Source organism: Sphingobacterium sp. xlx-130 (assembly GCF_011007405.1).
Taxonomy (GTDB): domain Bacteria; phylum Bacteroidota; class Bacteroidia; order Sphingobacteriales; family Sphingobacteriaceae; genus Sphingobacterium; species Sphingobacterium luzhongxinii.
On sequence record NZ_WFKN01000001.1, the window covers coordinates 420,579 to 441,889 of the forward strand.

Consider the following 21,311-nt stretch of genomic DNA (forward strand, 5'->3'; position numbering starts at 1 on the left):
CCAATTTGCTATATTTACGATAGAAACACATAATAAAACTATGCAAATCAAGTACATCCCCAGCAGACAAGGACAGATCGCAGAGATAACCGGAGACAGTGTTTTTATTCGGAATCAAGATGACGCCCTGAACTTAATGATGAACTCTTTATACGGTGGTGCAGATAAATTGATCTTACACCAAACCAACATTACCTCCGATTTTTTCAACCTAAGAACTAAGCTTGCAGGTGACATCCTACAAAAATTCTCTACCTATCAAGTCCGTTTGGCCATAGTCGGAGACTTTTCCCTTTACAACAGCAAAAGCTTAAAAGATTTTATAAGAGAGAGCAACCGCACAAAACATATAAATTTTGTCAGTAAAAGAGAAGAAGCACTCGAAATCTTTGGTGGACTACATTAATACGGTAACATTATTAATCAAACAAACATATGAACACATCAAAACCAATCGGTATAATCCTCGGAGCTGTAGCAGTAATTGTCATAATTTTAATGTTCGGCCTGCCGCGTTACAATGTATGGCAACAAGAAATGGCTGGTAAGGCCGAAATGGCTAAAGCAGAACAAAACAGAAAAATACTCATTGAAGAAGCCAAAGCTAGGTTAGAAGCAGAAAAACTGAATGCCCAGGCCGAAATCGAACGGGCAAAAGGGATGGCCGAAGCCATGAAATTAGAAAATGGAACCCTTAACAGTACCTATAACCAGTATCTATTTATACGAACATTAGAAAAACTGGCAGACAAAGGAGATCTCCCCCAAATTATCTATATGCCATCAGAAGGCCTTGTACCCGTTTTGGACATTAGTAAAAAAAATACGCTTCAACCAACGAATTAATAAACAAAAAAAGAGGGGAATGTCCTTTCCCCCCTTTTTGTCCTCAACAACATTTTTTACTCGCCGTCTTCCTTAGCAGCCAAATAACGTTCCGCTTCTAAGGCTGCCATACATCCCGTCCCCGCAGCTGTAATAGCCTGGCGATAAACGTGATCCTGTACGTCCCCACAAGCAAAAACACCTGGAACATTAGTAGCCGTAACATTGGGCTTAGTAATCAAATAACCATTTTCTTCCATATCCAGAACACCTTTAAATAATTCTGTATTTGGCTGATGTCCGATAGCTACGAAGAACCCCGTAACATCTAAGTCTTTTGTTTCTTTAGTCTGATTGTTTACTACACGAACTCCTGTCACAACCTGTCCATCCCCCAAAATCTCATCAGTCTCCGTATTATAATGTATCTCGATGTTTTTTGTATTCATCACACGGTGTACCATCGCTTTTGAAGCGCGGAACTCGTCACGGCGCACCAACATATGTACTTTGTTACACAGCTTAGCCAAGTAAGTTGCTTCTTCAGCAGCTGTATCGCCAGCTCCAACAATAGCTACATCCTGTCCCTTAAAAAAGAAACCATCACACACAGCGCACGCAGAAACACCAAAACCATTATATTTTTCTTCAGAAGGCAACCCTAAATACTTAGCTGTTGCACCTGTAGCGATAATAACTGTATCAGCAGTAATCGTTTTGATATTATCGATTTCTACTTTATGTACACCGCCATCCTTAGAGAAGTCTACTTTAGTAGCATAACCAAAACGTACTTGTGTACCAAAACGCTCCGCTTGTGCACGTAAATCTTCCATCATTACCGGACCGGTAATTCCATTTGGATACCCCGGGAAGTTATCTACTTCAGTAGTCTGCGTTAGCTGACCTCCAGGCACTATACCTGTATATACTACAGGTTTTAAATCGGCACGCGCCGCATAAATGGCTGCAGTATATCCCGCTGGACCTGAGCCAATGATCAGACACTTTACGTGTTCAACCTCTTGTTGTGTATTCATTTATATATTATTCTATATTACTTCCCAAATCTATCCTGCAAGCTCTTTAGCATATCCGTCGTTATAGGTTTGCTTGGTTCATCTTCCCTTTTCTTAAACTCCCGCTTCACATTTTCATTTCCTACAGCAACCTCTTTACCTTTACTCTCCTTCTTTTGTGTTTTATACGAATTCCAGATATTTTCTAACACCTTTTTTGTATAACGTGGAAAATCTCCATTTTGCATCCAGGCATAATAACTCGGTTCAACGTCAAAAACATCCGTTACTTTTTTACCTTTATGCTTTCCAAAATTGATGGCAACCTCTCCATCTTCATCATAAACTAGACGCCCCGCAAAATCAACGGGCTTAGAAAGATTAGTAAATGTATGTAACGCTTCTACATCATTGATTACAGGATAAGACACAGCACCATGTTTGTCCGCAAAAGCAATACCATTATACTTATCCAATTGAGCCTTCAACACCTCATATGTTGCACGGACATCCGCTTCAGCTTGATGCGCATTATCCAGATTTTTATCGCAATAGAAACGATAGGCTGCCTTCAATGTACGTTGTTCCATCTGGTGAAAAATATTCTGAACGTCTATAAAAGCGCGTCCTTCCAACGAAAAATCAACCCCAGCAGCTAAAAACTCTTCCATCAACATCGGAACATCAAACTTATTGGAATTATACCCCGCTAAATCCGCATCCCCTATAAATTCCGTGATTTCTTGCGCCAACTCTTTAAAAGTTGGGAGATCTTTTACATCCTCATCATAAATACCATGGAATAAAGACGAATCCGGGGGAATCGGAATTCCAGGATTAACTTTTTTAGTATACACCTCCTCAGTCCCATCAGTCAATATTTTTACAATAGCAATCTCAACAACCTTATCCGTAGCGATATTTACACCTGTAGTTTCTAAGTCAAAAAAGGCTAACGGTCTTCTCAAATTTAATTCCATGGGCTAAAGATAATTCTTAATCTGTACATACAAAAACACTGAATCCAAATCGTTACAATACCAATATTCAATTAATAGCTAAATCGCTCGACAACAATTAAAACCTTTTATTCGACGCCCCTCAAAAAGAAAGTCCTTTAATAATTCCATAATCCTTTATCTCAGCAACCTTTAAATCCAGAATTTTCTTTATATCATTCCGAAGATCTAACACCAAGTAATGTATGGGACATGCATTTAGACTCCCACACTCAGCGAGCCCCAAAGCACAACTTGTCAATCCCTCCTTCTCTTCGATAGCAAAAAAAATATCAGAAATCGTCAGGCTCTCAAGTTGTTTTTCGCTCAGGTAAAAACCACCATTTCTACCTTTAGAAGAGGATATAAATTTTCCTTTGACCAGTTTTTGCAAAATCTTAGACGTAAAAGATATAGGCGATCCAATAAACTCAGCTATTTCAACAACATCTACCCTTTCGTTTCGTTTCGCCATATAAATACACGATTTTATCGCATACTGACAAGATTGTGTAAAAATCATATTCGAATAAACAAGTAACAAAAGTAAAAAATAATATCTACAGTTTAACAGCATCTATCCCACATTTAAAGCAGATCAAAGGAAGGATTGAATTTGAGCCCTATCCAAGACCAACTCTGCATCTCTTTAGGCTCTGATACATTTTTTATGTATCGCATCGAACGACCTGCAAACATAAAAGAATGACCTACAGTTAGCGTAAACAGCTTACCGAATCTTTTATTTAGAACAAGATCCAACTCTGTTCCCAAATAAGAAGACGGCTGCTTTCCGTTTTCACGCGCAGCAAGTTTTCCATTTGACGTAAACGAATGTACATTTGTAGCCAAAGCTACACGGGAAGATAATTTGGTCATCATTTTTAAATAATAATCATTGAGACCAAAACTATTAAAATAGGTTCCTGCATAAAAATAGTCCATAAATCCATTAAAAGCATGATTGGTACCATAAAGCGGACTAAAGGATCTATTTTGATCTATCGGGGTGTCAAAGCTTGCACCCGAAAGCCACTCTGTACCCACGATCATATCAAATGAAGGATTAAAAATAAAATGATTGTTTACCGAAATTTGATAGGCTGACTTGCGTTGGGCCTGTGTATTTTTACCTCCCTGATAATAGATAGAACCAAAAATACCAAAACGGCGAAAATACTTCGAAGTATTGATACCAACAGTGAACATATCGTAATGAAGGCCCGATTGGCTTTGCAACACATTATTCAGTACAATTGCTGAAAATCTCGATTTACCTACCCCTTTGTATTCATAATGCAATACCTGCATGGACTTAGTGGTTTCGCCAGCTTCGCTAATAGTATAAATCTCTCTGGATTCCGTATCATTAGCATCATTATCATCGTTATTGTAGGTAACTACAGCTTCCATTTTAGAACTAGGACTAAGATTAAATATCCCTTTCACCGCATCAAAACTCCTCCCCTGCATGGTCCAATCCACCCCCCCCAGCAACCTCTCGTTGTCGTAGACGAGCGCTTGTCGACCTATTTTCAATGCGACATTCTTTGTAAAAAGATACTTTACCCAGGCCTCATGGAGTATAAAGTTCTGATTTTTAGTGGCCGAAGAGCTCAATTCTCCCCAAATCCTAACATCCTGAGCTGAAAAGAAAATCTCTAGATTTTGATAATAATAATCCAATCCAAAGCGAGCTCGGGAAAAAATGGTGGCCTCGGCATTTTTATCTTTGTTAATCAGTGTTTTGACCCCATTATCCAATTCTCCTCGTGTCCTAAAATCTAGGCTCATTTTCAAACTATCAACCTGTGCATTTAATTGGTCGCAAGCAACAAAAGCGAACACGACTACCATACCTATTTTTAATTTCATATTCAATCGTTTAGCATATTTAAATTTAAGAAGCCAAAGCAAACTCTAACAAGGTCGTTCACATCCCTTTCGGGTATAGAAGTACCAATTGATATAAGTCGCTATTATACAAGATACCACCATATACCAAAAGAAAAGGCGAGTATCTCCAGTAATTGATTTGGATTGAGATATTAGTACATTGAAGACAAATGGGCCAAAAGCCGCTATGGCGGCAGTCCAACCGATGACGCCTGCAGCCTTCCTTGGAGATTCTGCAAAAATAACAGGATACTGTTTGAAAGTAGCCGCATTTCCCACACCTGTAAAGAAGAATATCAGCATTACGATACCAGCAAAAGCCGAAAATTTGTCTGCCGACGAAGGAGTTAAGTAGCCTCCCAAAATAAGTATCGAAAACAATACGATAAGCGCTATCCCCGTAATATGTGTCAAAATTGCTCCTCCCATTTTATCAGCTACTTTCCCAAACACCACACGCGTCAATGAGCCTATTAGAGGACCATAAAAAGCAAACTGAAGCGGATCAATAAGCGGGTCCAATGGCGTGTAAATATTATTTATAATCATTGGAAAAGCTGCTGACATACCCGCGAAGGTTCCAAAGGTCATGATATAAGTGATTGTACAATACCACGTATGTTTATCGCCGAATATATCCAACTGTTCTTTAAACGAAGCTTTTACTGGAATACTTTTTAAAGATACCCAAGACCATATCCCAATAACCAACAAGGGAACAATGTAGATAAACGCTATATTCTCCAAATAGATCTTTTTTCCTGTTTCCGCAATAATTTCTCCGCCACCTAAGAAAGAAAACATAGATAAACCGATGATTAGAGGAGAAAGCAATTGAACCAGACTTATGCCGAAGTTTCCTATTCCAGCTTGTATTCCCAATGCAGTCCCTAATTCTCTTTTAGGAAAAAACAATGAAGTCGAAGGCATATAAGATGAAAAATCTCCACCACCAATTCCCAATAAAAATGCGATAAGCATAAAATACGCAAATGAGGTGTCTAGACTCATCACCGCAAACCCTAACATCACAAGTGGGATGATTTTGAGTAAGGTTGTCAAGGTGATCACCTTTTTTGTTCCAAACAAAGGTATCAAAAAGGTATTCAACATACGCAGAAGACCTCCTGCCAGCCCAGGCATTGCTGCCAGCCAGAATAGCTGTGAGTCTGTAAACTCAAACCCTATTTGTGGTAGCTTGATTACAACTACACTAAAAAGAAACCAAGTCGCAAATGACATGGTCAACGCAATAGTCGTAATAACCAACGTTTTCCAAGCTATTTTCTTTCCTTTCTCTTGCCAAAAGACTTCATTCGTAGGATCGTAATTCTTATGCCATTGTTTATTATCCATTTCTTTCTTATTTTAATTTCTTAAATGATTATTGATGCTCTATTTTATTTTTAATCTGCGGAGCCGCGTTAAGTGTTATTTTTTTGATCACCCTGTTCATCCAATACAAACAACCTGCAGAGACAAAGCACACAAATATCCAAGAGCTTGTCCACAAGCCCGAATAGTCCAACAAATACCCAAACAGTATAGGCCCCACAAATCCGCCTAACCCACCGATAAGCCCCACCATACCACCCACTAGCCCGACTTCATTTGGAAAATATTCCGGAATATGTTTGTATACCGCTGCTTTTCCAATTCCCCACATGCACCCGATCAGGATGACCAATAGCGTGAAGACACCTATATGCGCCTCAAATTTTATTAGTGTATGACCACGGGCTAACAATTGCTTCTTTACGACCCGCTCATTTTGCTGAACAAGCACCTCCTGCCAAGAAAATGACTTCGGAAAAATGGTGGTCTCTGTTGGTATCTCTGGCTTTGGCATTATCGCTATGGCTTCTTCATTCAAGAATATCTTTTCACGCCCTACTTCAGTGATGACTCCCCCTTTTTTTGCGGGAATCCCTTTACCGGGTGTTAAAATCTCCATTTTAGGCAACATCAATAACCCACTCAGTATTAACGAAGAATACATAACCCAATACATTACTTTACGGGCACCAAGCTTATCCGACAAATACCCTCCCAAAGCCCGTATAAGACCGCTGGGAAGACTGAAGGCAGATGTCAGAATCCCCCCTAATACTAAGGATGTCTTATAAACATTTACATAATAAGGAAGCAACCATTGAGAAAAGGCTACAAATAGACCGAACACTAAAAAGTAATACAGTCCAAACCGCCAAACACGGATTTTCTTCAAGGGCCCGAGAAGTTGCCTTATTGTTCGGTCACGACTTTCGATCTTTTTGTTCTTTATCAGGAAAATATACAATAAACCGATAACGGTCAGCCCTGCACCATAAATAACAGGAAGTAAGCGCCAACCATTTTCGGGGTCGCTTTGCGAAAACTGATTTAACAACCCTGGTGAAAAGAAAGCTGTCAAAGCGGCTCCGGCATTACCCATCCCGAAAATACCCAGTGCCCGACCCTGCCATTCCTGTGGGTACCACACCGAAGTGAAAGTAATCCCCACAGCAAAACTGGTTCCTACCATTCCAAAAAGAGCGCTCAATATAAAATAGGACCAGAATGATTGCACAAAATAAAGCAGAAACAAAGGTATACTGCACAGTAGTAGCAACATGATAAATACAGGTTTACCACCATACCGGTCAGTCAATATACCTAAAGGAAGCCTCATTACAGAACCTGTCAATATAGGTATACCCAAAAGCCAACCTGTCTCGACCACATTCCAGTTAAAAATATTGTGATCTACCAGATAAGTAACTAATACCCCATTTAATGTCCAACAGGCAAAGCAAACTGTAAAAGCCAGCGTGTTCAAGAAAAGGATTTTATGCGCAGAAGAGAGACCGTAATGCATATAGTAAGTTATTTATATTTCTCCAACAAAAAACATCCGAATTGGAGGTTAAATATTTCTCTCTGCAAATATATTTAAATTCGGACACTGATGTCCGAATTAGTTTTTTTTTTCTACCTTTGATTAAAGATTCACTCCTTACAATATGTTAAAACTAGTAAATATCAGAGCCTTTGGAATAGCTTTCCTAACCATGATAATAACCTTGATTCTTATTTTAGTCGGATCTAGGAGTCTACAAAATTTTGACGCAGCTTTAGTAGCCTATTTATTCGGGACATTATTTGCAATCTTTGGAATCGTATATCGTTATTCAGTGTGGATCCAGCGCCCACCCACACGCGTTTATTTTTGGCGCAGTTTGAAAATTCTATTCTCAAAAGATTTCTTGCAGTTTTTTATTTTTTCTGTCCGGGATTTTATCAAGAATATCTTCTTACAGCGCTTCATTTTCCGACGTAGCGCAAAACGTGGGGCAGCACACTTATTGATGGCTATTGGTTGTACGATAGCCTTTGCTATTACAATACCCCTTACCTTTGGATGGATCCATTTTACATTAGTTCCCGACACAGGCTTAGACCCCATGGCTGAGACCGTCTATTCTGCTAATTTTTTCGGCTTTGAGATTATGCAGTTTCCCGTCAAATCCGTCATAGGCTTTTTTACTTTTGGCGCACTCAATTGGTGCTCTCTGTCGGTCATTGCCGGTGCCACATATTTTCTACAGAAACGATTGAAAACCCCAGGTTTTATAGCCACACAAACCTTTGACGGTGATATCCTACCTCTTTTACTATTGATATTGGTCTCCATTACAGGATTGGGGCTTACACTAGATTATGAATTTATGCACGGCAAGGCCTATGAGTTTATGGCAGTCACACACGCCTTTTTTGTGATAGTATTTTTGGTGTGGATGCCCTTTGGCAAGTTTTTCCATATCATACAACGGCCGGCCCAAATAGGAGCACATATCTACAAGGAGGTTGGGGAAAAAAAAGGAATGCAGTTATGCAAATTTACAGGAAAGGAATATACAAGCAGACTGCACGTCGCTGACTTAAAGAAAATAGTCAAAGAAGTAGGTTTTAATCTCAACACGGAAGACGGTAATTCAATCTTAAATTACAGTCCCGAAGGAAAGCGGGACTTACTGGCTTTGGCCCATCTGAAAGCTCGAGAAGAGTCTGGCAAATTTTTCAGTTAACACTCCAACTTAAAAGACAAACATAAGAACCATGGCAAAAATACCTATTTCTGTAGAAGATATTATCGAGAAATTTGGCCCTACACTTAATTTCCCAAATCCAGAAGGTATTCCTGGTAGAGATGAGCCCGACAAAATCGTTGAGACCCATTGTTGCTTTTGTGGTATGCAGTGTGGTATTAAGCTTCTTGCCAAAAACAATAAGATCGTTGGTTTTGAGCCGTGGATGGAGTTCCCTTTCAATCAAGGGAGGTTATGCCCTAAGGGTGTACTAAGGTATATGCAAAATAATCATCCAGATCGTCTTCTCACTCCTCTCCTGAATAAGTCTGATATAGGGTACATACCTATCTCATGGGATCAAGCGATGGATAAGACCGTATCAGAGATCAAGCGTATACAATCCCAATATGGAAATGACGCCTTTGCTATGCTATCTGGAGTATCATTAACCAATGAAAAATCCTATATGGTCGGCAAGTTTGCACGAACAGCATTAAAGACCAAAAATCTAGACTATAACGGACGTTTATGCATGGTATCTGCAGGGGCAGGCAATAAAAAAGCATTTGGTCTAGACCGGACATCCAATAACTACTCGGATTTGGCACATGCCGAAGTCATCATTGTAACAGGAGCTAATGTATCAGAAACATTCCCTACATTAACTTATTGGTTATGGCAGGCACGGGACAATGGAGCTAAGATCATCGTAGTAGATCCCCGGGTGATTCCCTTAGCGCGGACGGCTGATATACATTTAGATATACGACCAGGGACAGATTCGGCGCTATTTAGTACTATTCTCAACTATATGGTACAACACGACATGTTGGATCACGATTTTATTGACAATTATACTTCTGGTTTTGCAGATACCATTGAAGCTGTAAAAGACTACACATTGGAATGGGCAGAAGAAATTACAGGTGCGAAAAAGGAAAAAATTGAAGCTGCTGCCAAACTCTGGGGTAAAGCATCAACATCATTTCTTCTACACGCTAGAGGAATTGAACACCATACCAAGGGAGTCGAAAATGTACTAAGCTGTATCAATATTGTATTAGCCTCTGGTAGAATCGGCAAGCCCTACTGTGGTTATGGCACCATCACGGGACAAGGTAACGGACAGGGAGGACGTGAGCATGGCCATAAGTGTGACCAACTCCCGGGCAACAGGGATATCGAAAATCCGGAACATCGCCAGTACATATCCAATATATGGGGTATTGAAGAAAAGGATCTACCCGGCAAGGGACTATCAGCCTATGAGATCATTGAAGCAATCCACCGAGGCGAAATTCGCGGATTAATATCCATCTGCTTTAACCCCTTGGTATCCTTACCAAATAATAATTATGTAAGAGAAGCACTAGAAAAGCTTGAATTTTATGTAGGAATAGATTTCTTTATGAGTGAGACTATGCGGCACTGCAATATTGTACTTCCAGGTTCGTTACATGAAGAAGAAGACGGTACAGTCACCACCGCCGAAGGTCGTGTGGTACGTGTTAGAAAGGCCATTGACCCACCGCAAAACGCAAGAACCGATTCAGACATTCTCAAAGAATTGGCTCGTCGTCTAGGACATGGTGATAAGTTTGACTATGCCGATAGCGAAGCCGTTTTTAACGAGTTAAGAATAGCTTCCAAAGGTGGTACGGCAGATTATTTCGGAATTACATACGACAAGATCGAGAAAAACATGGGGATCTTTTGGCCTTGTCCTGATCTGGATCATCCGGGCACCCCACGGCTCTGGGAAGACCGCAAGTTTAAAACGGCCGACGGAAAGGCACATTTTAACCCGGTACAGTATCACCCCAGCAAAGATCCCGTAGATGATCAATACCCGATCATATTAACTACAGGCCGGGTAGTATCCCAATATTTGAGTGGCACACAAACCCGGAGGATAGGTAAACTGGTACAACAGTTTGCACAACCGCTATTGGAGATTCACCCCATCCTAGCAGCCAAATTCGGTATCAGCCAGCATGAAGAGGTAAAAGTTATTACAAAGCGAGGAGAAGCATACTTCCCTGCCAATATTGTCGAAACCATACGTGCAGACACTGTTTTTATTCCCTACCACTGGCCAGGAAAGAAGTCAGCTAACCAGCTTACGAGTGGACATTTAGACCCTATTTCCAAAATACCGGAATTCAAAGTCAGTGCGTGCAATCTCATACCTACTGGCAAGTTAATCACGGTAGAGAAGGAGTCTTTAGACTATAAAAGTAGCTAGCTCAATAAAATATGATTACATATTACAAATTACAAGAAGAGTTTTTCGTTGATATGCAACGCTGTATAGGATGCAAATCCTGCGAGGCGGCCTGTGCAGAGTGCGAGACCAATGGTGAAGAGCCTATGATACATGTCAACTATGTAGATCGAAGCCATACAATCCAAACCACAGTACAGGTCTGCATGCATTGCGAGGATCCAGTATGTGCCAACGTTTGCCCCGCAGATGCTATCAGCAAAGATGAATTTGGAATTGTACATACAGCCAATACCTCACGTTGTATCGGCTGTTCCAATTGTGTCATAGCATGTCCTTTTGGTGTACCAAAAAAAATGGAGCAATACGACCTGATGATGAAGTGCAATATGTGTTACGATAGGACCAGCGTGGGAAAAAAACCAATGTGTGCTACGGTCTGCCCTAGTGGAGCACTTTTTTACGGGACCAAAGAAGAGATGGCTGCAATGCGCCCTAATTCATCACCTGTCAATCGCTTTATCTTTGGTAAAGAAATCGTCAATACAAAAGTCAACATTATGATGCCTAAAGGAAAAGAAGAGTTAAAGGTCCTATAAATTAAAACAGAAAAGAAAGATCAAAATGAGCACCGAAGATAAACATTGGAAAAAAGATTTCCCGATCAACAGATCCGAGGCCAATCAGGTTAGCCGTCGTGATTTCGCGAAATTATTGACCGTCGTATCAGGAGGTATGGTACTTGGCAACGCTGTGATTGCAGGTAATGCATTATTATCAGATAATGAAAAACCAATAAAAAAACAAAAGATATGTACTGTCAACAACATCCCGATTGGAGGGACTAAGTCTTTCGTTATGCAAAACAGTACAATTCCCTATATATTGATTCATACAGAAGAAGGTAAGTTTTATGCTTATGAACAGAAATGTACTCATCTTTCCTGTGCGGTCTATTACAAACCGGGTACGATGAAAATTGAATGTCCATGTCACAATGGATGGTTTGATGTTAAGACAGGAGACGTATTACAAGGACCTCCTCCAAGAGCTTTGAAAAAATTAGACGTTGTCCTTCAAGGAGAAGATATTTATGTACAATACCCGCAATCCGAAGATATATGAGCAATTTTAGAAGCGGACAAGAGCAATCCAATCCTCAGAAAAAAAGTATGATTATGTCAACACTTATAGTTGTGTTGCTAGCCAATTTACTGATACAGATATGGCTGTTATACACCGCATTAAATAACGCACTTGATGGACACCCAGAGGTAGCATACAGTACCTTCATTGCTTCTACGCTGCTATTTATTGCCGGTGTCTTATGGTTATATTTTCTTCCTAAAAAGGTAAAATAAATGCTAAAAGATCGCTTTGATAGACCACACGATTACCTGCGGATATCCCTTACCGATAACTGCAACTTTCGCTGTACCTATTGCATACCTAATGAAAACATCTCTTTTCTGCGCCAGAAATTCCTAATGACGCCCGACGAAATTTTCGACATCTCGAAAACCTTCGTGGATCTGGGGGTAAAAAAAATACGGCTTACGGGAGGCGAACCTTTGATACGAAAGGATTTTGCAGAAATTATTTCAAAATTATCCCTACTCCCCGTTCAGCTTGGCATTACAACCAACGGCCTTTTGATCAATCAATACATAGAAGACTTCATTCAGGCAGGGATGAACGTCGTGAACATAAGCATTGACTCTCTTCAAAAAGAAAAATTCAAAACCATTACCCAACGAGATTCTATGGGGAGAGTTTGGAATAATATTCTGCTTTGCGAAAAAAGAGGCCTGCATGTAAAGCTAAATGTAGTCGTCATCAATAAATTTAATAAAAATGAGGTTTTAGACTTCGTACATCTTACCAAAGACTTGCCGCTGCATGTGAGATTCATAGAGTTTATGCCTTTTGAAAATAATAATTGGGACAAAGAGAAGGTAGTGAGCAATCACCTGATTTTGGAAAAAATACAAAATCATTTTGAACTTTTCAAGCTTCAGGATGGAAATCACGATACCGACAAGAAATTTGGAATCTTTGGACACAGCGGAACTATCAGCTTCATCTCTACGCTGTCCGATTCTTTTTGCGGAAACTGTAATCGGATCCGGATTACTGCGGATGGCAAAATTAAAAATTGCCTTTTTGGGAAAGATGAGTTCGATATTTTAGAAAATCTTCGTAAAGGGAACGATATTGTTCCCATTGTACAGCAAGCAATTCTAAAAAAGCACGCAAAACTGGGTGGTCAGTTTGAGGATTATCAGCATTTGAATCCCAATACGATGACAAACCGAAGCATGATAAAAATAGGAGGCTAACTGTAAACAATGGCGCAACAAAAAAATTATACCATAAAAGTAAGGATCTGGATTGAAGAAGATAATGGGCCATTCTTGGGCTATGGCAAGGTGAAATTATTGGAAAACATTCAGAAGATTGGTTCTATAACAAATGCCGCCAAAGAAATGGGCATGTCTTACAAAAAAGCCTGGGAGCTGGTAAATGTATTAAAAGAAAGATCTGTAAAACCCCTAGTGCATAAAATAATCGGAGGCAGCAAAGGTAGCGGCGCAGAGCTTACAAATGAAGGAGAAGCAGCCGTCCAGCAGTTTTACTGCTGGAAAACCTCATAAAATCGAAACTAAATATAGATGAAATTCATTTTAAACTTTAAAAAATTTGCCCCTCAGTATTCCTTACAGAGCATACTGTATTTATCCTCCTTGCAATGTTTCTATGTGCTGGCCCCAGCTCTTCTACTTAGCGGATGCAGTGAAAACAAGACGAAAGATAACATCAACCACAAAACGGTACCCCATCAGCATATCGAAAAAAAAGAACGTGTTGCATGCAAAAATTGGGATGAAAAAGCCAAATATTTCTCCAAGAGTATTGAGGTGACAGGCGAAGTAGAAAACAAGCTGGTACTTACCGTCGATGATTTGAAGAAAATGAACCAAAATAACCTGAACAACGTGGACATCATCTGCGAAAACGGTGCTAAGACAAGTGTACGCAAATCATATAAAGGGGTGCTTCTGAAAGATATTCTAAGTAAGGCAAAAATCATTCAGCATCATCATAGGGATCGAAACTTCTACATCGTAGCCCGAGCCAGTGACGATTATATGGCCACCTTTTCCTGGGCGGAATTATTCAACAATGTCAATGGTGAGAAAACATACGTGATGTACGAAGAAAACGAAAAACCCATACAGGATGAGGGTGCCATGATCCTCATTTCCAAAAACGACCTTAAAACTGGTCCCAGACATGTAAGCTGGTTGAAATCCATAGAAGTATATCGGGTAAAATAAAATTTAAAAAAAATGATATCGATACATACAGCATTCGAAATTCTAGATAAGAACATTTTCCCCTGTCCCGAAGAAATAGTTTCCCTTTACGAAAGCCTGAACCGGGTTGCCTCGGAAGATATTCGTTCGCCCATAGAAGTCCCGAGTTTCGATAACTCGGCGATGGACGGCTACGCATTTCGGATACAAAACTTGGAAAAATTTCAGAAACTTAAAGTAAAAGATGAAGTTCAGGCGGGCGTCGCCTCGTTACCCGAACTAGAAGAAGGCACCGCCATTCGGATTTTAACGGGTGCTCCGATTCCGAAAAACGCAGATACCGTGGTCCCCCAAGAGGATGTAACCCTCCGAGATGGATTTTTATTCCTGAAAAAAGAAATCCAGCAAGGAACCAACATTCGCAAAAAAGGAACACAGACCAAAAAAGGAAATTTGGCTTTAAAAAAACATACAAAAATAACGGCAGAGATCATTGGCTTTCTTGCCACGCTGGGAATTCACGAGCTGCCTGTATTTTCCAAGCCCAAGGTAGGCATAATCGTTACTGGCAAGGAATTGGTTCCGCTGGGAAAAGAATTGAAATCTTACCAGATTTATGAAAGTAATTCCGTGTTTCTGCGGGCAGCATTACAAACCCTAGATATAGAAACCTCATTTTCCTTCTGGGCAGATGATGAAGCAGTTTCCTTAAAAATGATGGTAGCAGAACACGCCAAAAATGTAGATGTATTGCTCTTTACCGGTGGTATTTCCGTAGGCGATTATGATTTTATAAAGCCAGTTTTGGAACAATTAGGGGTCAGGGAGTATTTTTATAAAATCAAGCAAAAACCCGGAAAGCCCTTTTACTTCGGGTTCTTGGATAAAACCACTGTTTTTGCTCTTCCCGGAAATCCTGCTGCGGTGGCAACATGCTTTCATATCTACGTAAAGCCCTATCTTTCACTAATGATGGGCGTTGCAAAGACCAAAAAGGAACAAGCCATCCTGCTAAACGAGTATCGGAAAAAAGCTGGACTTACCCATTTTGTAAAAGCTTTTGCAGAAAACAATAAGGTGGAAATCCTGCAAAATCAATCGTCCTATCAAATGGATTCTTTTTCCAAAGCAAATGCCCTTGCGGTGCTCAGAGAAGAACAGGATTATTTTCAAATCGGTGAAAATATTGAAATCATAAAACTTTAATCTAAGATGGAACCTATTGTACTATACCTTCTTTTTGCCACGGTGGCCGCATTGTACGCCTCGGTAGGACATGGTGGCGCAAGTGGCTATATTGCGCTGATGGCTCTGTTTGCCTTTCCACAAAGCGAAATCAAAACCAATGCTTTATTTTTGAACCTCTTCGTTTCGCTTATCGCATTTTCCCAGTACTACAAAAAAAAATATTTTCCTTATAAGTTGTTTTTTACGCTCGTTGCATGTTCTATCCCCATGGCGTTTTTAGGAGGCATGTGGACGCTTAATGATAAAGTTTACAAAGTTATTTTAGGAATTATCCTGTTAATTCCTGTCGCAAAATTTCTAGGACTTATCCCCAACTATAATTTTAATGTAAAACAAAATATTCCTTTAACCGTAGTTTTAGGAATTACCATAGGGTTACTTTCCGGATTATTGGGAATTGGCGGAGGCATTATTCTAAGTCCAATCTTAATTTTGCTCGGATGGTGTGGCGTGAAGCAAACCAGTGCAGTAAGTGCCATATTTATTTTCGTTAATTCCTTATCAGGATTATTGGGAAAAAGTACGGATGGTCTGCATCTTTCGGGCAACATACTTCCCATCCTAATATTTACGATTATAGGAGGACTTATAGGAAGCTATTTAGGCTCCAAAAAATTCCGGGTGCAGTGGATTAAAAATATTTTGGCCGTGGTATTGTTAATCGCTTGCTTCAAACTGTTTACGACATGATTACCAAGATCTATATTTTGGCTGGAGGAAAAAGTTCCAGAATGGGGAAAGACAAAGGCCTAAAAATGATTAATCAGATCCGTCTAATAGAATATCTTCTGCTGACTTTGCGAAAAATTCCTTCATTAGATATTGTTATCATCGCCCATAATAAAGGTTATGAAGACTTTGGCGTCCCCATTATCGAAGATGTTTATAAAGACAAAGGTCCTTTGGGTGGAATTTTCACCGCTCTTTCCCATACAAAAGAAGACGCAATGATCATCAGTGTTGACACGCCGTTTATCTCCCAAGAAAACCTGATGAAACTTCTGAAAGATCAAAATAAACGGGAAGTTCTTTTTTTGGAGAATAATGGAAAAAACTTTCCTTTGTGCGCCGTATATTCAATAGGTTTGAAAGAGAGAATAGAAAAGCGGATAAAAGACAACCAACTTAAGTTATTTGATTTTTTGGAAACTGTAGCTTTACAAGCTTTATCTATAGAAATGAATCCATTAGAAAGACTAAACCTCAACACCCCGGAAGATTTGTTTTCGGCAGAACAACTGTTACAAAATGAAAATTCAAACCTTTGGTAAAATTACGGAAATTATCGACAGGAATATTGAAATTCCATTTCCGCTCACATTATCCGAATTGAGGAAAATATTGGAAGAAAATTTTCTGACACTCTCCACCATAAGCTATACGATTGCAATAGATGGCGAGTTGGCTAACGATGTAGAAACCCTTATAGAACAGCCCAAAACCATAGCTCTTTTGCCCCCGTTTTCGGGAGGATAAAATTAAGAAGATATGCAACGATATTCCAGACAAATAATTTTACCCGAATTTGGTGACACTGTTCAGCAAAAGCTATTGCAATCCAAAGTATTGGTAATAGGTGCAGGTGGCTTGGGAGTTCCCGTATTACAATATCTTTCTGCGGCAGGAGTTGGAGAGATAGGTGTGATGGATGGAGATATTTTAGAGCTTACCAATCTGCAGAGGCAAGTCTTGTACGATGAAACCGAAATTGGAAAAAACAAAGCCGTGGTAGCCGTAGAAAAATTAAAAAAATTCAACTCCGAAATTAAATTTAATGTTTTCAACTTTTTTCTGGATCAGGATCATGTTTTCGAACTTGTTGAAAAATATGATATCATTGTTGACTGTACAGATAATTTCGCTACCCGATATTTGGTGAATGATGTTTGCTATTGGCTGAATAAGTATTTGGTATTCACATCAATTTTTCAGTATGAAGCGCAGTTGTCGGTGTTTCATTACGGAGAAAATCCATTTAATTTAAGGGATATTTTTTCGGACATTCCAGATAAAACCTCTGTCCCCGACTGCAACGAAGCTGGCGTAGTGGGCGTTTTGGCAGGTATTGCAGGATGCTTTCAGGCCAATGAAGTTCTCAAAATAATTACCGGAATAGGCGATGTGATATCGGGGAAGTTACAGCTGTTCAATGCTAAAGACAATTCCAACATCCAAATAGGGCTTACAAAAAATAAGCAGGCATTTTTACCTACATCCAAACAAGATATTTTGGATAGAAACTATGATTTTTCTTGTGAATCCTTTTTTTCCATACACAACATAAAAGAGCTAGAGCGAATTATGAATTTAGAAAAATCTTGCCTTATTGATGTGCGAGAATTCGAAGAACTTCCCAAGGTTACCGCTTTTCCATGTCTGGAAATTCCCTTGGGTGGTTTAAAGCAAAATTTATCTGAACTCAACAACTTTGAACATTGGATTTTCATTTGCCAAAGTGGCGTAAGAAGCAGAAAAGCGATTCAGATTTTAAATGAAAACCGCTCCAACACAACAAAAATATATCAAGTAGAAAACGGCTTTCAAATTTTTGAATCATGAAAGAAATCAAACTTAAAAACAGTTTTATCCAAGGAGCTATTCCTCCCGAAAAAATAGCTGCCGGCATTGCCCATCATCAGCATAAAACCAATATTGGCGGTCACGCAATATTTTTAGGACAGGTAAGAGCCGACCAAATAGACGGGAAAATCGTAAAAGCCATCGAGTTTAGCGCTTATCCCGAATTGGCGGAAAAGAAGATTGCAGAAATACGGGAAGATATTTTCGCCAAATATGAACTTACTTGCATGCATATTTATCACAGCTTAGGAGTCATCAATGCCGGAGAACTCTGTCTTTTTGTTTTCACCTCATCTAGACATCGGAAACCTGCACAAAAAGCCTGTGACGAGTTGGTGGAACGCATCAAGGCGGAAGTTCCCATTTGGGGAAAAGAAATCTTTGAGGATCAAACTTATCAATGGAAAGAAAATAATTAGAACATGGTAGATATTACACACAAAAATAATACCCTTAGGATTGCTGTCGCTCAAGCGGTTGTTTCCGTAAGCAAGCAAGAAACCATAGATGCCATCATTGGCAAAAAAGTACCTAAAGGTGATGTTTTCGAAATGGCAAAAACGGCGGGTTTATTTGCAGCCAAACGTACTGCAGACATGATTCCCGATTGCCATCCGCTACCTATTGAATATGCCAAAATATCTTACGATATTCAGCATCTGCACATCTACATCCAAGTAGAAATAAAAACCATCTACAAAACAGGTGTGGAAGTTGAAGCCATGCATTCCGCCTCCGTGGTGGCTCTTACCATGTACGATATGCTGAAGCCGATCGACAAAGAAATTGAAATTCAAAATATAAAGCTGATCCATAAAAAAGGAGGAAAATCAGACAAGAAAGATTCCTTTGAAACCCCTATCAAAACGGCTGTTTTGGTATGTTCCGACAGTATTTCCAAAGGTGAGAAAGAGGACAAATCGGGCAAGGCTATTGTAGAAAAATTGCAAGCCTATCCGACACAGATTTTACATTACGACATTATTCCGGACGGTGTGGAATCCATTCAAAATCAGGTACAGGAATATCTGGACAATCAAGTAGAATTAATTTTAATTACCGGTGGAACAGGTCTCTCCAAAAGAGACTTCACCTCAGAAGCGGTAAAATCTTTGCTGGACAGGGAAATCCCGGGAATTGGCGAACACTTGAGACAATATGGGCAAAACAGAATGCCTTACTCTATTTTGTCCCGAAGTATTGGTGGATTAATTGGCAACACCTTAGTTATTGCATTGCCTGGTTCTACCAACGGAGCAAAGGAATCTATGGACGCTCTATTTCCACATATTCTCCATTTGTTCAAAATGATACACTCGGGAAAGCATGGAGAACAAGACGCTATCTAAATAAAAAAGGGGCATTGCATTTCCCCCTTTTTTTATTTTTTTATCCCAATATTCCCTTCAACCGTTGAACCTGGTGATCCACTAACTTCTGTAGTGGCCCGGAAGCCATCATCTTCATCATCATATTAAGCTGTGCTTCGATTACAAATATTGCTTTTGTCTCTTCCCCGTGCTCCTCCAATCTCCAAGCTAATCGAATTTCGAACGGAGCCTCTTCTGAAGGTACACAAACAATCTCTTTATTCTCGACTCTTTGGCTTATCTTCAATGCCAATTTTGCCATATTCTTAATCGTAAAACGTGCTTCATCGACAGTTGAGGTCCAATTGTATATATTCTCGGGCATTAACTGCTCATGGTTATTCAAATCGGCCAAGAAAGCATAAACATCACCTACAGGTTTATTTATAATCACATTATTTTGGATTACAGTCATATCACTAAGATTTATATTTTAACTTTATAGAAATGATGTTAGCTATGTATCATTTTAAACTTCAGGAGTCCAATTTGCTGGATCTAAACGCCACTGCTCTAAAACCGCTACATCAGCCTCAAGAACATAACTTTTATCTACCGCAACATGAATAAGCGCATTGTAATCACATAAGCTAAACAACGGACATTTTGCTTCCGCAAAATTAGTTGTAGCAATATCCAAGCCGTAGGTAAAAATCGACACCAAGCCAACTACATTACAGCCCGCGTCACGCAAAGCTTTTACAGCTTGTAGAGAACTTTTTCCAGTAGAAACCAAATCTTCAATTACAACAACACGTTGTCCCGAAATAGCCTCACCCTCGATCAAATTTTGGCGGCCATGCTCTTTGGCACTACTCCGTACATAAGTAAAAGGCAATCCTAAATCTTGTGCTACCAGCACACCCTGAGGTATCCCTGCAGTTGCCACACCCGATATCATATCTACCGATCCAAACTCCTCTTGGATTAATTGAGAAAGCTTTTGACGTATGTATGTACGAATAGCAGGATGTGATAATGCGACACGATTATCACAGTAAATTGGAGACTTCCAGCCCGAAGCCCATGTAAAAGGACTTTTAGGTTGTAATTTTATTGCTTTAATTTGCAATAAGGATTCAGCAACTTTTTGTTCAACCTCATTAAAATTATTCATGGCACAAATTTATAAAATTTATATGAACCAAAGCCTGCTAATTTTAGCAGATTTTGCCCCCTTGATCAAGGGAACCGTACAAACAATTGGTTTACAAGATATTGATCTCGAAAAACTTTTTAACAGCATCACGAAAAACAATGACTTAACTTACTTATATGTGCACCCTAATATTAATCAGGTATTAAAAACCATATTGACAAAGGTAAAGATCATTCACGCAGCAGGAGGATTGGTAAAAAATGGAGATGGCGACTATCTTTTCATTTATAGACTCGATAAATGGGATTTACCCAAAGGCAAAGTAGAGGAATCTGAAAAAATGAAAGACGCAGCCCTACGCGAGGTAGAAGAAGAATGTGGGATTAAAGTAAATTATCTAGGCCCTAAAATAGCGACCACTTATCATACGTATTATATGCGTGGAAAATTTGTCCTAAAACAAACAAAATGGTATGAAATGGGTGTCAATAAGGTTCCGAAATTAATCCCACAAACAGAAGAGGATATTACCGAAGCAATCTGGCTGAATGCAAAAGAATTAGACAAGGTGGAACGTAACACCTACCCCCTAATAAGTGAAATATTAAATACTATTAAAAAGAAAAAACAAAAAAAACAGTAAAAAAGAGGTTTATGCCCTCCTC

The 21,311-nt window shown here is 39.5% G+C and carries 26 protein-coding genes; 18 read left to right on the forward strand and 8 right to left on the reverse strand.

Translation table 11 applies throughout. The features are described from left to right. The first annotated feature begins 40 nt into the window (after positions 1 to 40). Together G7B18_RS01825 and G7B18_RS01830 are read left to right on the forward strand one after the other, a co-directional pair. A complete protein-coding gene (locus G7B18_RS01825; RefSeq protein WP_164110333.1) occupies positions 41 to 406 on the forward strand; it encodes a DUF4180 domain-containing protein in 366 nt (121 codons plus the stop codon). A gap of 29 nt (positions 407 to 435) precedes the next feature. Beyond that, positions 436 to 846 (forward strand): hypothetical protein, encoded by a 411-nt coding sequence (locus tag G7B18_RS01830; RefSeq protein WP_164110335.1) that lies wholly within the window; start codon positions 436 to 438, stop codon positions 844 to 846. Between the two features lie 56 nt (positions 847 to 902). On the opposite strand, the gene trxB is transcribed toward G7B18_RS01830, so the two are convergent. From trxB to G7B18_RS01860, 6 genes are all read right to left on the reverse strand, one after another. Next, on the reverse strand, positions 903 to 1,865 hold the full coding sequence (trxB, locus tag G7B18_RS01835) for a thioredoxin-disulfide reductase (protein ID WP_164110337.1): 963 nt from the start codon (positions 1,863 to 1,865) through the stop codon (positions 903 to 905). A 17-nt stretch (positions 1,866 to 1,882) separates the two neighbouring features. Beyond that, complete coding sequence (locus G7B18_RS01840; protein WP_164110339.1) at positions 1,883 to 2,824, reverse strand: 3'-5' exonuclease; 942 nt, start codon at positions 2,822 to 2,824, stop codon at positions 1,883 to 1,885. 121 nt (positions 2,825 to 2,945) lie between these two features. After that, positions 2,946 to 3,419, reverse strand: a complete 474-nt coding sequence (locus tag G7B18_RS01845; protein WP_317164261.1) for an RrF2 family transcriptional regulator — start codon at positions 3,417 to 3,419, stop codon at positions 2,946 to 2,948. A gap of 11 nt (positions 3,420 to 3,430) precedes the next feature. Beyond that, the gene (locus tag G7B18_RS01850; RefSeq protein ID WP_164110343.1) at positions 3,431 to 4,717 is read right to left on the reverse strand and encodes an alginate export family protein; all 1,287 of its coding nucleotides are present in this window, start codon (positions 4,715 to 4,717) and stop codon (positions 3,431 to 3,433) included. 45 nt (positions 4,718 to 4,762) lie between these two features. Continuing rightward, the gene (locus G7B18_RS01855; protein WP_164121960.1) at positions 4,763 to 6,094 is read right to left on the reverse strand and encodes an MFS transporter; all 1,332 of its coding nucleotides are present in this window, start codon (positions 6,092 to 6,094) and stop codon (positions 4,763 to 4,765) included. A gap of 28 nt (positions 6,095 to 6,122) precedes the next feature. Next, entirely contained in the window at positions 6,123 to 7,595 is a 1,473-nt protein-coding gene (locus G7B18_RS01860) for an MFS transporter (protein ID WP_164121961.1), read from the reverse strand. A 145-nt stretch (positions 7,596 to 7,740) separates the two neighbouring features. Between G7B18_RS01860 and G7B18_RS01865 the strand changes: the two genes are divergently transcribed. Genes G7B18_RS01865 through moaCB form a run of 15 tightly spaced genes read left to right on the forward strand, consistent with a single transcriptional unit; the run spans position 7,741 to position 19,526 of the window. Next, a complete protein-coding gene (locus G7B18_RS01865) occupies positions 7,741 to 8,805 on the forward strand; it encodes an MFS transporter (protein ID WP_164110350.1) in 1,065 nt (354 codons plus the stop codon). A gap of 31 nt (positions 8,806 to 8,836) precedes the next feature. After that, the gene (locus tag G7B18_RS01870) at positions 8,837 to 11,053 is read left to right on the forward strand and encodes a molybdopterin oxidoreductase family protein (protein WP_164121962.1); all 2,217 of its coding nucleotides are present in this window, start codon (positions 8,837 to 8,839) and stop codon (positions 11,051 to 11,053) included. 11 nt (positions 11,054 to 11,064) lie between these two features. Beyond that, on the forward strand, positions 11,065 to 11,631 hold the full coding sequence (locus G7B18_RS01875) for a 4Fe-4S dicluster domain-containing protein (RefSeq protein WP_164110354.1): 567 nt from the start codon (positions 11,065 to 11,067) through the stop codon (positions 11,629 to 11,631). A 25-nt stretch (positions 11,632 to 11,656) separates the two neighbouring features. Then, a complete protein-coding gene (locus G7B18_RS01880; RefSeq protein ID WP_164110356.1) occupies positions 11,657 to 12,157 on the forward strand; it encodes a Rieske (2Fe-2S) protein in 501 nt (166 codons plus the stop codon). Then, positions 12,154 to 12,393: a DUF6755 family protein gene (locus tag G7B18_RS01885; RefSeq protein ID WP_164110358.1), complete on the forward strand. Its 240-nt coding sequence runs from the start codon at positions 12,154 to 12,156 to the stop codon at positions 12,391 to 12,393. Before G7B18_RS01880 ends, G7B18_RS01885 begins: the two co-directional genes overlap by 4 nt. Then, a complete protein-coding gene (gene moaA / locus G7B18_RS01890; RefSeq protein WP_164110360.1) occupies positions 12,394 to 13,371 on the forward strand; it encodes a GTP 3',8-cyclase MoaA in 978 nt (325 codons plus the stop codon). Positions 13,372 to 13,380: 9 nt separating this feature from the next. Further along, positions 13,381 to 13,686, forward strand: a complete 306-nt coding sequence (locus tag G7B18_RS01895; RefSeq protein ID WP_164121963.1) for a winged helix-turn-helix domain-containing protein — start codon at positions 13,381 to 13,383, stop codon at positions 13,684 to 13,686. 18 nt (positions 13,687 to 13,704) lie between these two features. Continuing rightward, the gene (locus G7B18_RS01900) at positions 13,705 to 14,370 is read left to right on the forward strand and encodes a molybdopterin-dependent oxidoreductase (RefSeq protein ID WP_164121964.1); all 666 of its coding nucleotides are present in this window, start codon (positions 13,705 to 13,707) and stop codon (positions 14,368 to 14,370) included. Positions 14,371 to 14,382: 12 nt separating this feature from the next. Next, positions 14,383 to 15,555, forward strand: a complete 1,173-nt coding sequence (gene glp, locus G7B18_RS01905) for a gephyrin-like molybdotransferase Glp (protein WP_164121965.1) — start codon at positions 14,383 to 14,385, stop codon at positions 15,553 to 15,555. 6 nt (positions 15,556 to 15,561) lie between these two features. Beyond that, positions 15,562 to 16,287 (forward strand): TSUP family transporter, encoded by a 726-nt coding sequence (locus tag G7B18_RS01910; protein WP_164110368.1) that lies wholly within the window; start codon positions 15,562 to 15,564, stop codon positions 16,285 to 16,287. Positions 16,288 to 16,304: 17 nt separating this feature from the next. Then, positions 16,305 to 16,868, forward strand: coding sequence for a molybdenum cofactor guanylyltransferase (locus tag G7B18_RS01915; RefSeq protein ID WP_164110370.1), 564 nt, complete (start codon positions 16,305 to 16,307; stop codon positions 16,866 to 16,868). Continuing rightward, positions 16,846 to 17,073 carry a MoaD/ThiS family protein gene (locus tag G7B18_RS01920; RefSeq protein WP_164121966.1) on the forward strand — a complete coding sequence of 76 codons (228 nt, stop codon included), beginning with the start codon at positions 16,846 to 16,848 and terminating at the stop codon, positions 17,071 to 17,073. Before G7B18_RS01915 ends, G7B18_RS01920 begins: the two co-directional genes overlap by 23 nt. Positions 17,074 to 17,085: 12 nt before the next feature. Beyond that, positions 17,086 to 18,156, forward strand: coding sequence for a HesA/MoeB/ThiF family protein (locus G7B18_RS01925; protein WP_164110375.1), 1,071 nt, complete (start codon positions 17,086 to 17,088; stop codon positions 18,154 to 18,156). After that, the gene (locus G7B18_RS01930) at positions 18,153 to 18,596 is read left to right on the forward strand and encodes a molybdenum cofactor biosynthesis protein MoaE (RefSeq protein ID WP_164110377.1); all 444 of its coding nucleotides are present in this window, start codon (positions 18,153 to 18,155) and stop codon (positions 18,594 to 18,596) included. Before G7B18_RS01925 ends, G7B18_RS01930 begins: the two co-directional genes overlap by 4 nt. Positions 18,597 to 18,599: 3 nt before the next feature. Then, positions 18,600 to 19,526, forward strand: coding sequence for a bifunctional molybdenum cofactor biosynthesis protein MoaC/MoaB (gene moaCB / locus G7B18_RS01935; protein ID WP_164121967.1), 927 nt, complete (start codon positions 18,600 to 18,602; stop codon positions 19,524 to 19,526). 40 nt (positions 19,527 to 19,566) lie between these two features. Here moaCB and G7B18_RS01940 read toward each other — a convergent pair whose 3' ends face one another. Both G7B18_RS01940 and pyrE read right to left on the reverse strand, forming a co-directional pair. Continuing rightward, the gene (locus tag G7B18_RS01940; protein ID WP_164110381.1) at positions 19,567 to 19,962 is read right to left on the reverse strand and encodes an SRPBCC family protein; all 396 of its coding nucleotides are present in this window, start codon (positions 19,960 to 19,962) and stop codon (positions 19,567 to 19,569) included. Positions 19,963 to 20,016: 54 nt separating this feature from the next. Then, positions 20,017 to 20,664 carry an orotate phosphoribosyltransferase gene (gene pyrE, locus G7B18_RS01945; protein WP_164110383.1) on the reverse strand — a complete coding sequence of 216 codons (648 nt, stop codon included), beginning with the start codon at positions 20,662 to 20,664 and terminating at the stop codon, positions 20,017 to 20,019. Between pyrE and G7B18_RS01950 the strand changes: the two genes are divergently transcribed. After that, positions 20,663 to 21,289 (forward strand): NUDIX hydrolase, encoded by a 627-nt coding sequence (locus G7B18_RS01950; RefSeq protein ID WP_164110385.1) that lies wholly within the window; start codon positions 20,663 to 20,665, stop codon positions 21,287 to 21,289. The two genes, pyrE and G7B18_RS01950, sit on opposite strands and share 2 nt — an antisense overlap. Positions 21,290 to 21,311 lie beyond the last annotated feature (22 nt).

Bases quoted from the DNA above. Each gene is read 5' to 3' on its own strand.
- G7B18_RS01895 (WP_164121963.1), top strand. From the start codon at position 13,381: ATGGCGCAACAAAAAAATTATACCATAAAAGTAAGGATCTGGATTGAA.
- glp (WP_164121965.1), top strand. From the start codon at position 14,383: ATGATATCGATACATACAGCATTCGAAATTCTAGATAAGAACATTTTC.
- G7B18_RS01920 (WP_164121966.1), top strand. From the start codon at position 16,846: ATGAAAATTCAAACCTTTGGTAAAATTACGGAAATTATCGACAGGAAT.
- G7B18_RS01880 (WP_164110356.1), top strand. From the start codon at position 11,657: ATGAGCACCGAAGATAAACATTGGAAAAAAGATTTCCCGATCAACAGA.
- G7B18_RS01925 (WP_164110375.1), top strand. From the start codon at position 17,086: ATGCAACGATATTCCAGACAAATAATTTTACCCGAATTTGGTGACACT.
- G7B18_RS01870 (WP_164121962.1), top strand. From the start codon at position 8,837: ATGGCAAAAATACCTATTTCTGTAGAAGATATTATCGAGAAATTTGGC.
- G7B18_RS01900 (WP_164121964.1), top strand. From the start codon at position 13,705: ATGAAATTCATTTTAAACTTTAAAAAATTTGCCCCTCAGTATTCCTTA.
- G7B18_RS01950 (WP_164110385.1), top strand. From the start codon at position 20,663: ATGGCACAAATTTATAAAATTTATATGAACCAAAGCCTGCTAATTTTA.
- G7B18_RS01850 (WP_164110343.1), bottom strand. From the start codon at position 4,717: ATGAAATTAAAAATAGGTATGGTAGTCGTGTTCGCTTTTGTTGCTTGC.
- G7B18_RS01885 (WP_164110358.1), top strand. From the start codon at position 12,154: ATGAGCAATTTTAGAAGCGGACAAGAGCAATCCAATCCTCAGAAAAAA.
- G7B18_RS01930 (WP_164110377.1), top strand. From the start codon at position 18,153: ATGAAAGAAATCAAACTTAAAAACAGTTTTATCCAAGGAGCTATTCCT.
- moaA (WP_164110360.1), top strand. From the start codon at position 12,394: ATGCTAAAAGATCGCTTTGATAGACCACACGATTACCTGCGGATATCC.
- G7B18_RS01855 (WP_164121960.1), bottom strand. From the start codon at position 6,094: ATGGATAATAAACAATGGCATAAGAATTACGATCCTACGAATGAAGTC.
- pyrE (WP_164110383.1), bottom strand. From the start codon at position 20,664: ATGAATAATTTTAATGAGGTTGAACAAAAAGTTGCTGAATCCTTATTG.
- G7B18_RS01825 (WP_164110333.1), top strand. From the start codon at position 41: ATGCAAATCAAGTACATCCCCAGCAGACAAGGACAGATCGCAGAGATA.
- G7B18_RS01910 (WP_164110368.1), top strand. From the start codon at position 15,562: ATGGAACCTATTGTACTATACCTTCTTTTTGCCACGGTGGCCGCATTG.
- moaCB (WP_164121967.1), top strand. From the start codon at position 18,600: ATGGTAGATATTACACACAAAAATAATACCCTTAGGATTGCTGTCGCT.
- G7B18_RS01845 (WP_317164261.1), bottom strand. From the start codon at position 3,419: ATGCTGTTAAACTGTAGATATTATTTTTTACTTTTGTTACTTGTTTAT.
- trxB (WP_164110337.1), bottom strand. From the start codon at position 1,865: ATGAATACACAACAAGAGGTTGAACACGTAAAGTGTCTGATCATTGGC.
- G7B18_RS01865 (WP_164110350.1), top strand. From the start codon at position 7,741: ATGTTAAAACTAGTAAATATCAGAGCCTTTGGAATAGCTTTCCTAACC.
- G7B18_RS01830 (WP_164110335.1), top strand. From the start codon at position 436: ATGAACACATCAAAACCAATCGGTATAATCCTCGGAGCTGTAGCAGTA.
- G7B18_RS01840 (WP_164110339.1), bottom strand. From the start codon at position 2,824: ATGGAATTAAATTTGAGAAGACCGTTAGCCTTTTTTGACTTAGAAACT.
- G7B18_RS01940 (WP_164110381.1), bottom strand. From the start codon at position 19,962: ATGACTGTAATCCAAAATAATGTGATTATAAATAAACCTGTAGGTGAT.
- G7B18_RS01875 (WP_164110354.1), top strand. From the start codon at position 11,065: ATGATTACATATTACAAATTACAAGAAGAGTTTTTCGTTGATATGCAA.
- G7B18_RS01860 (WP_164121961.1), bottom strand. From the start codon at position 7,595: ATGCATTACGGTCTCTCTTCTGCGCATAAAATCCTTTTCTTGAACACG.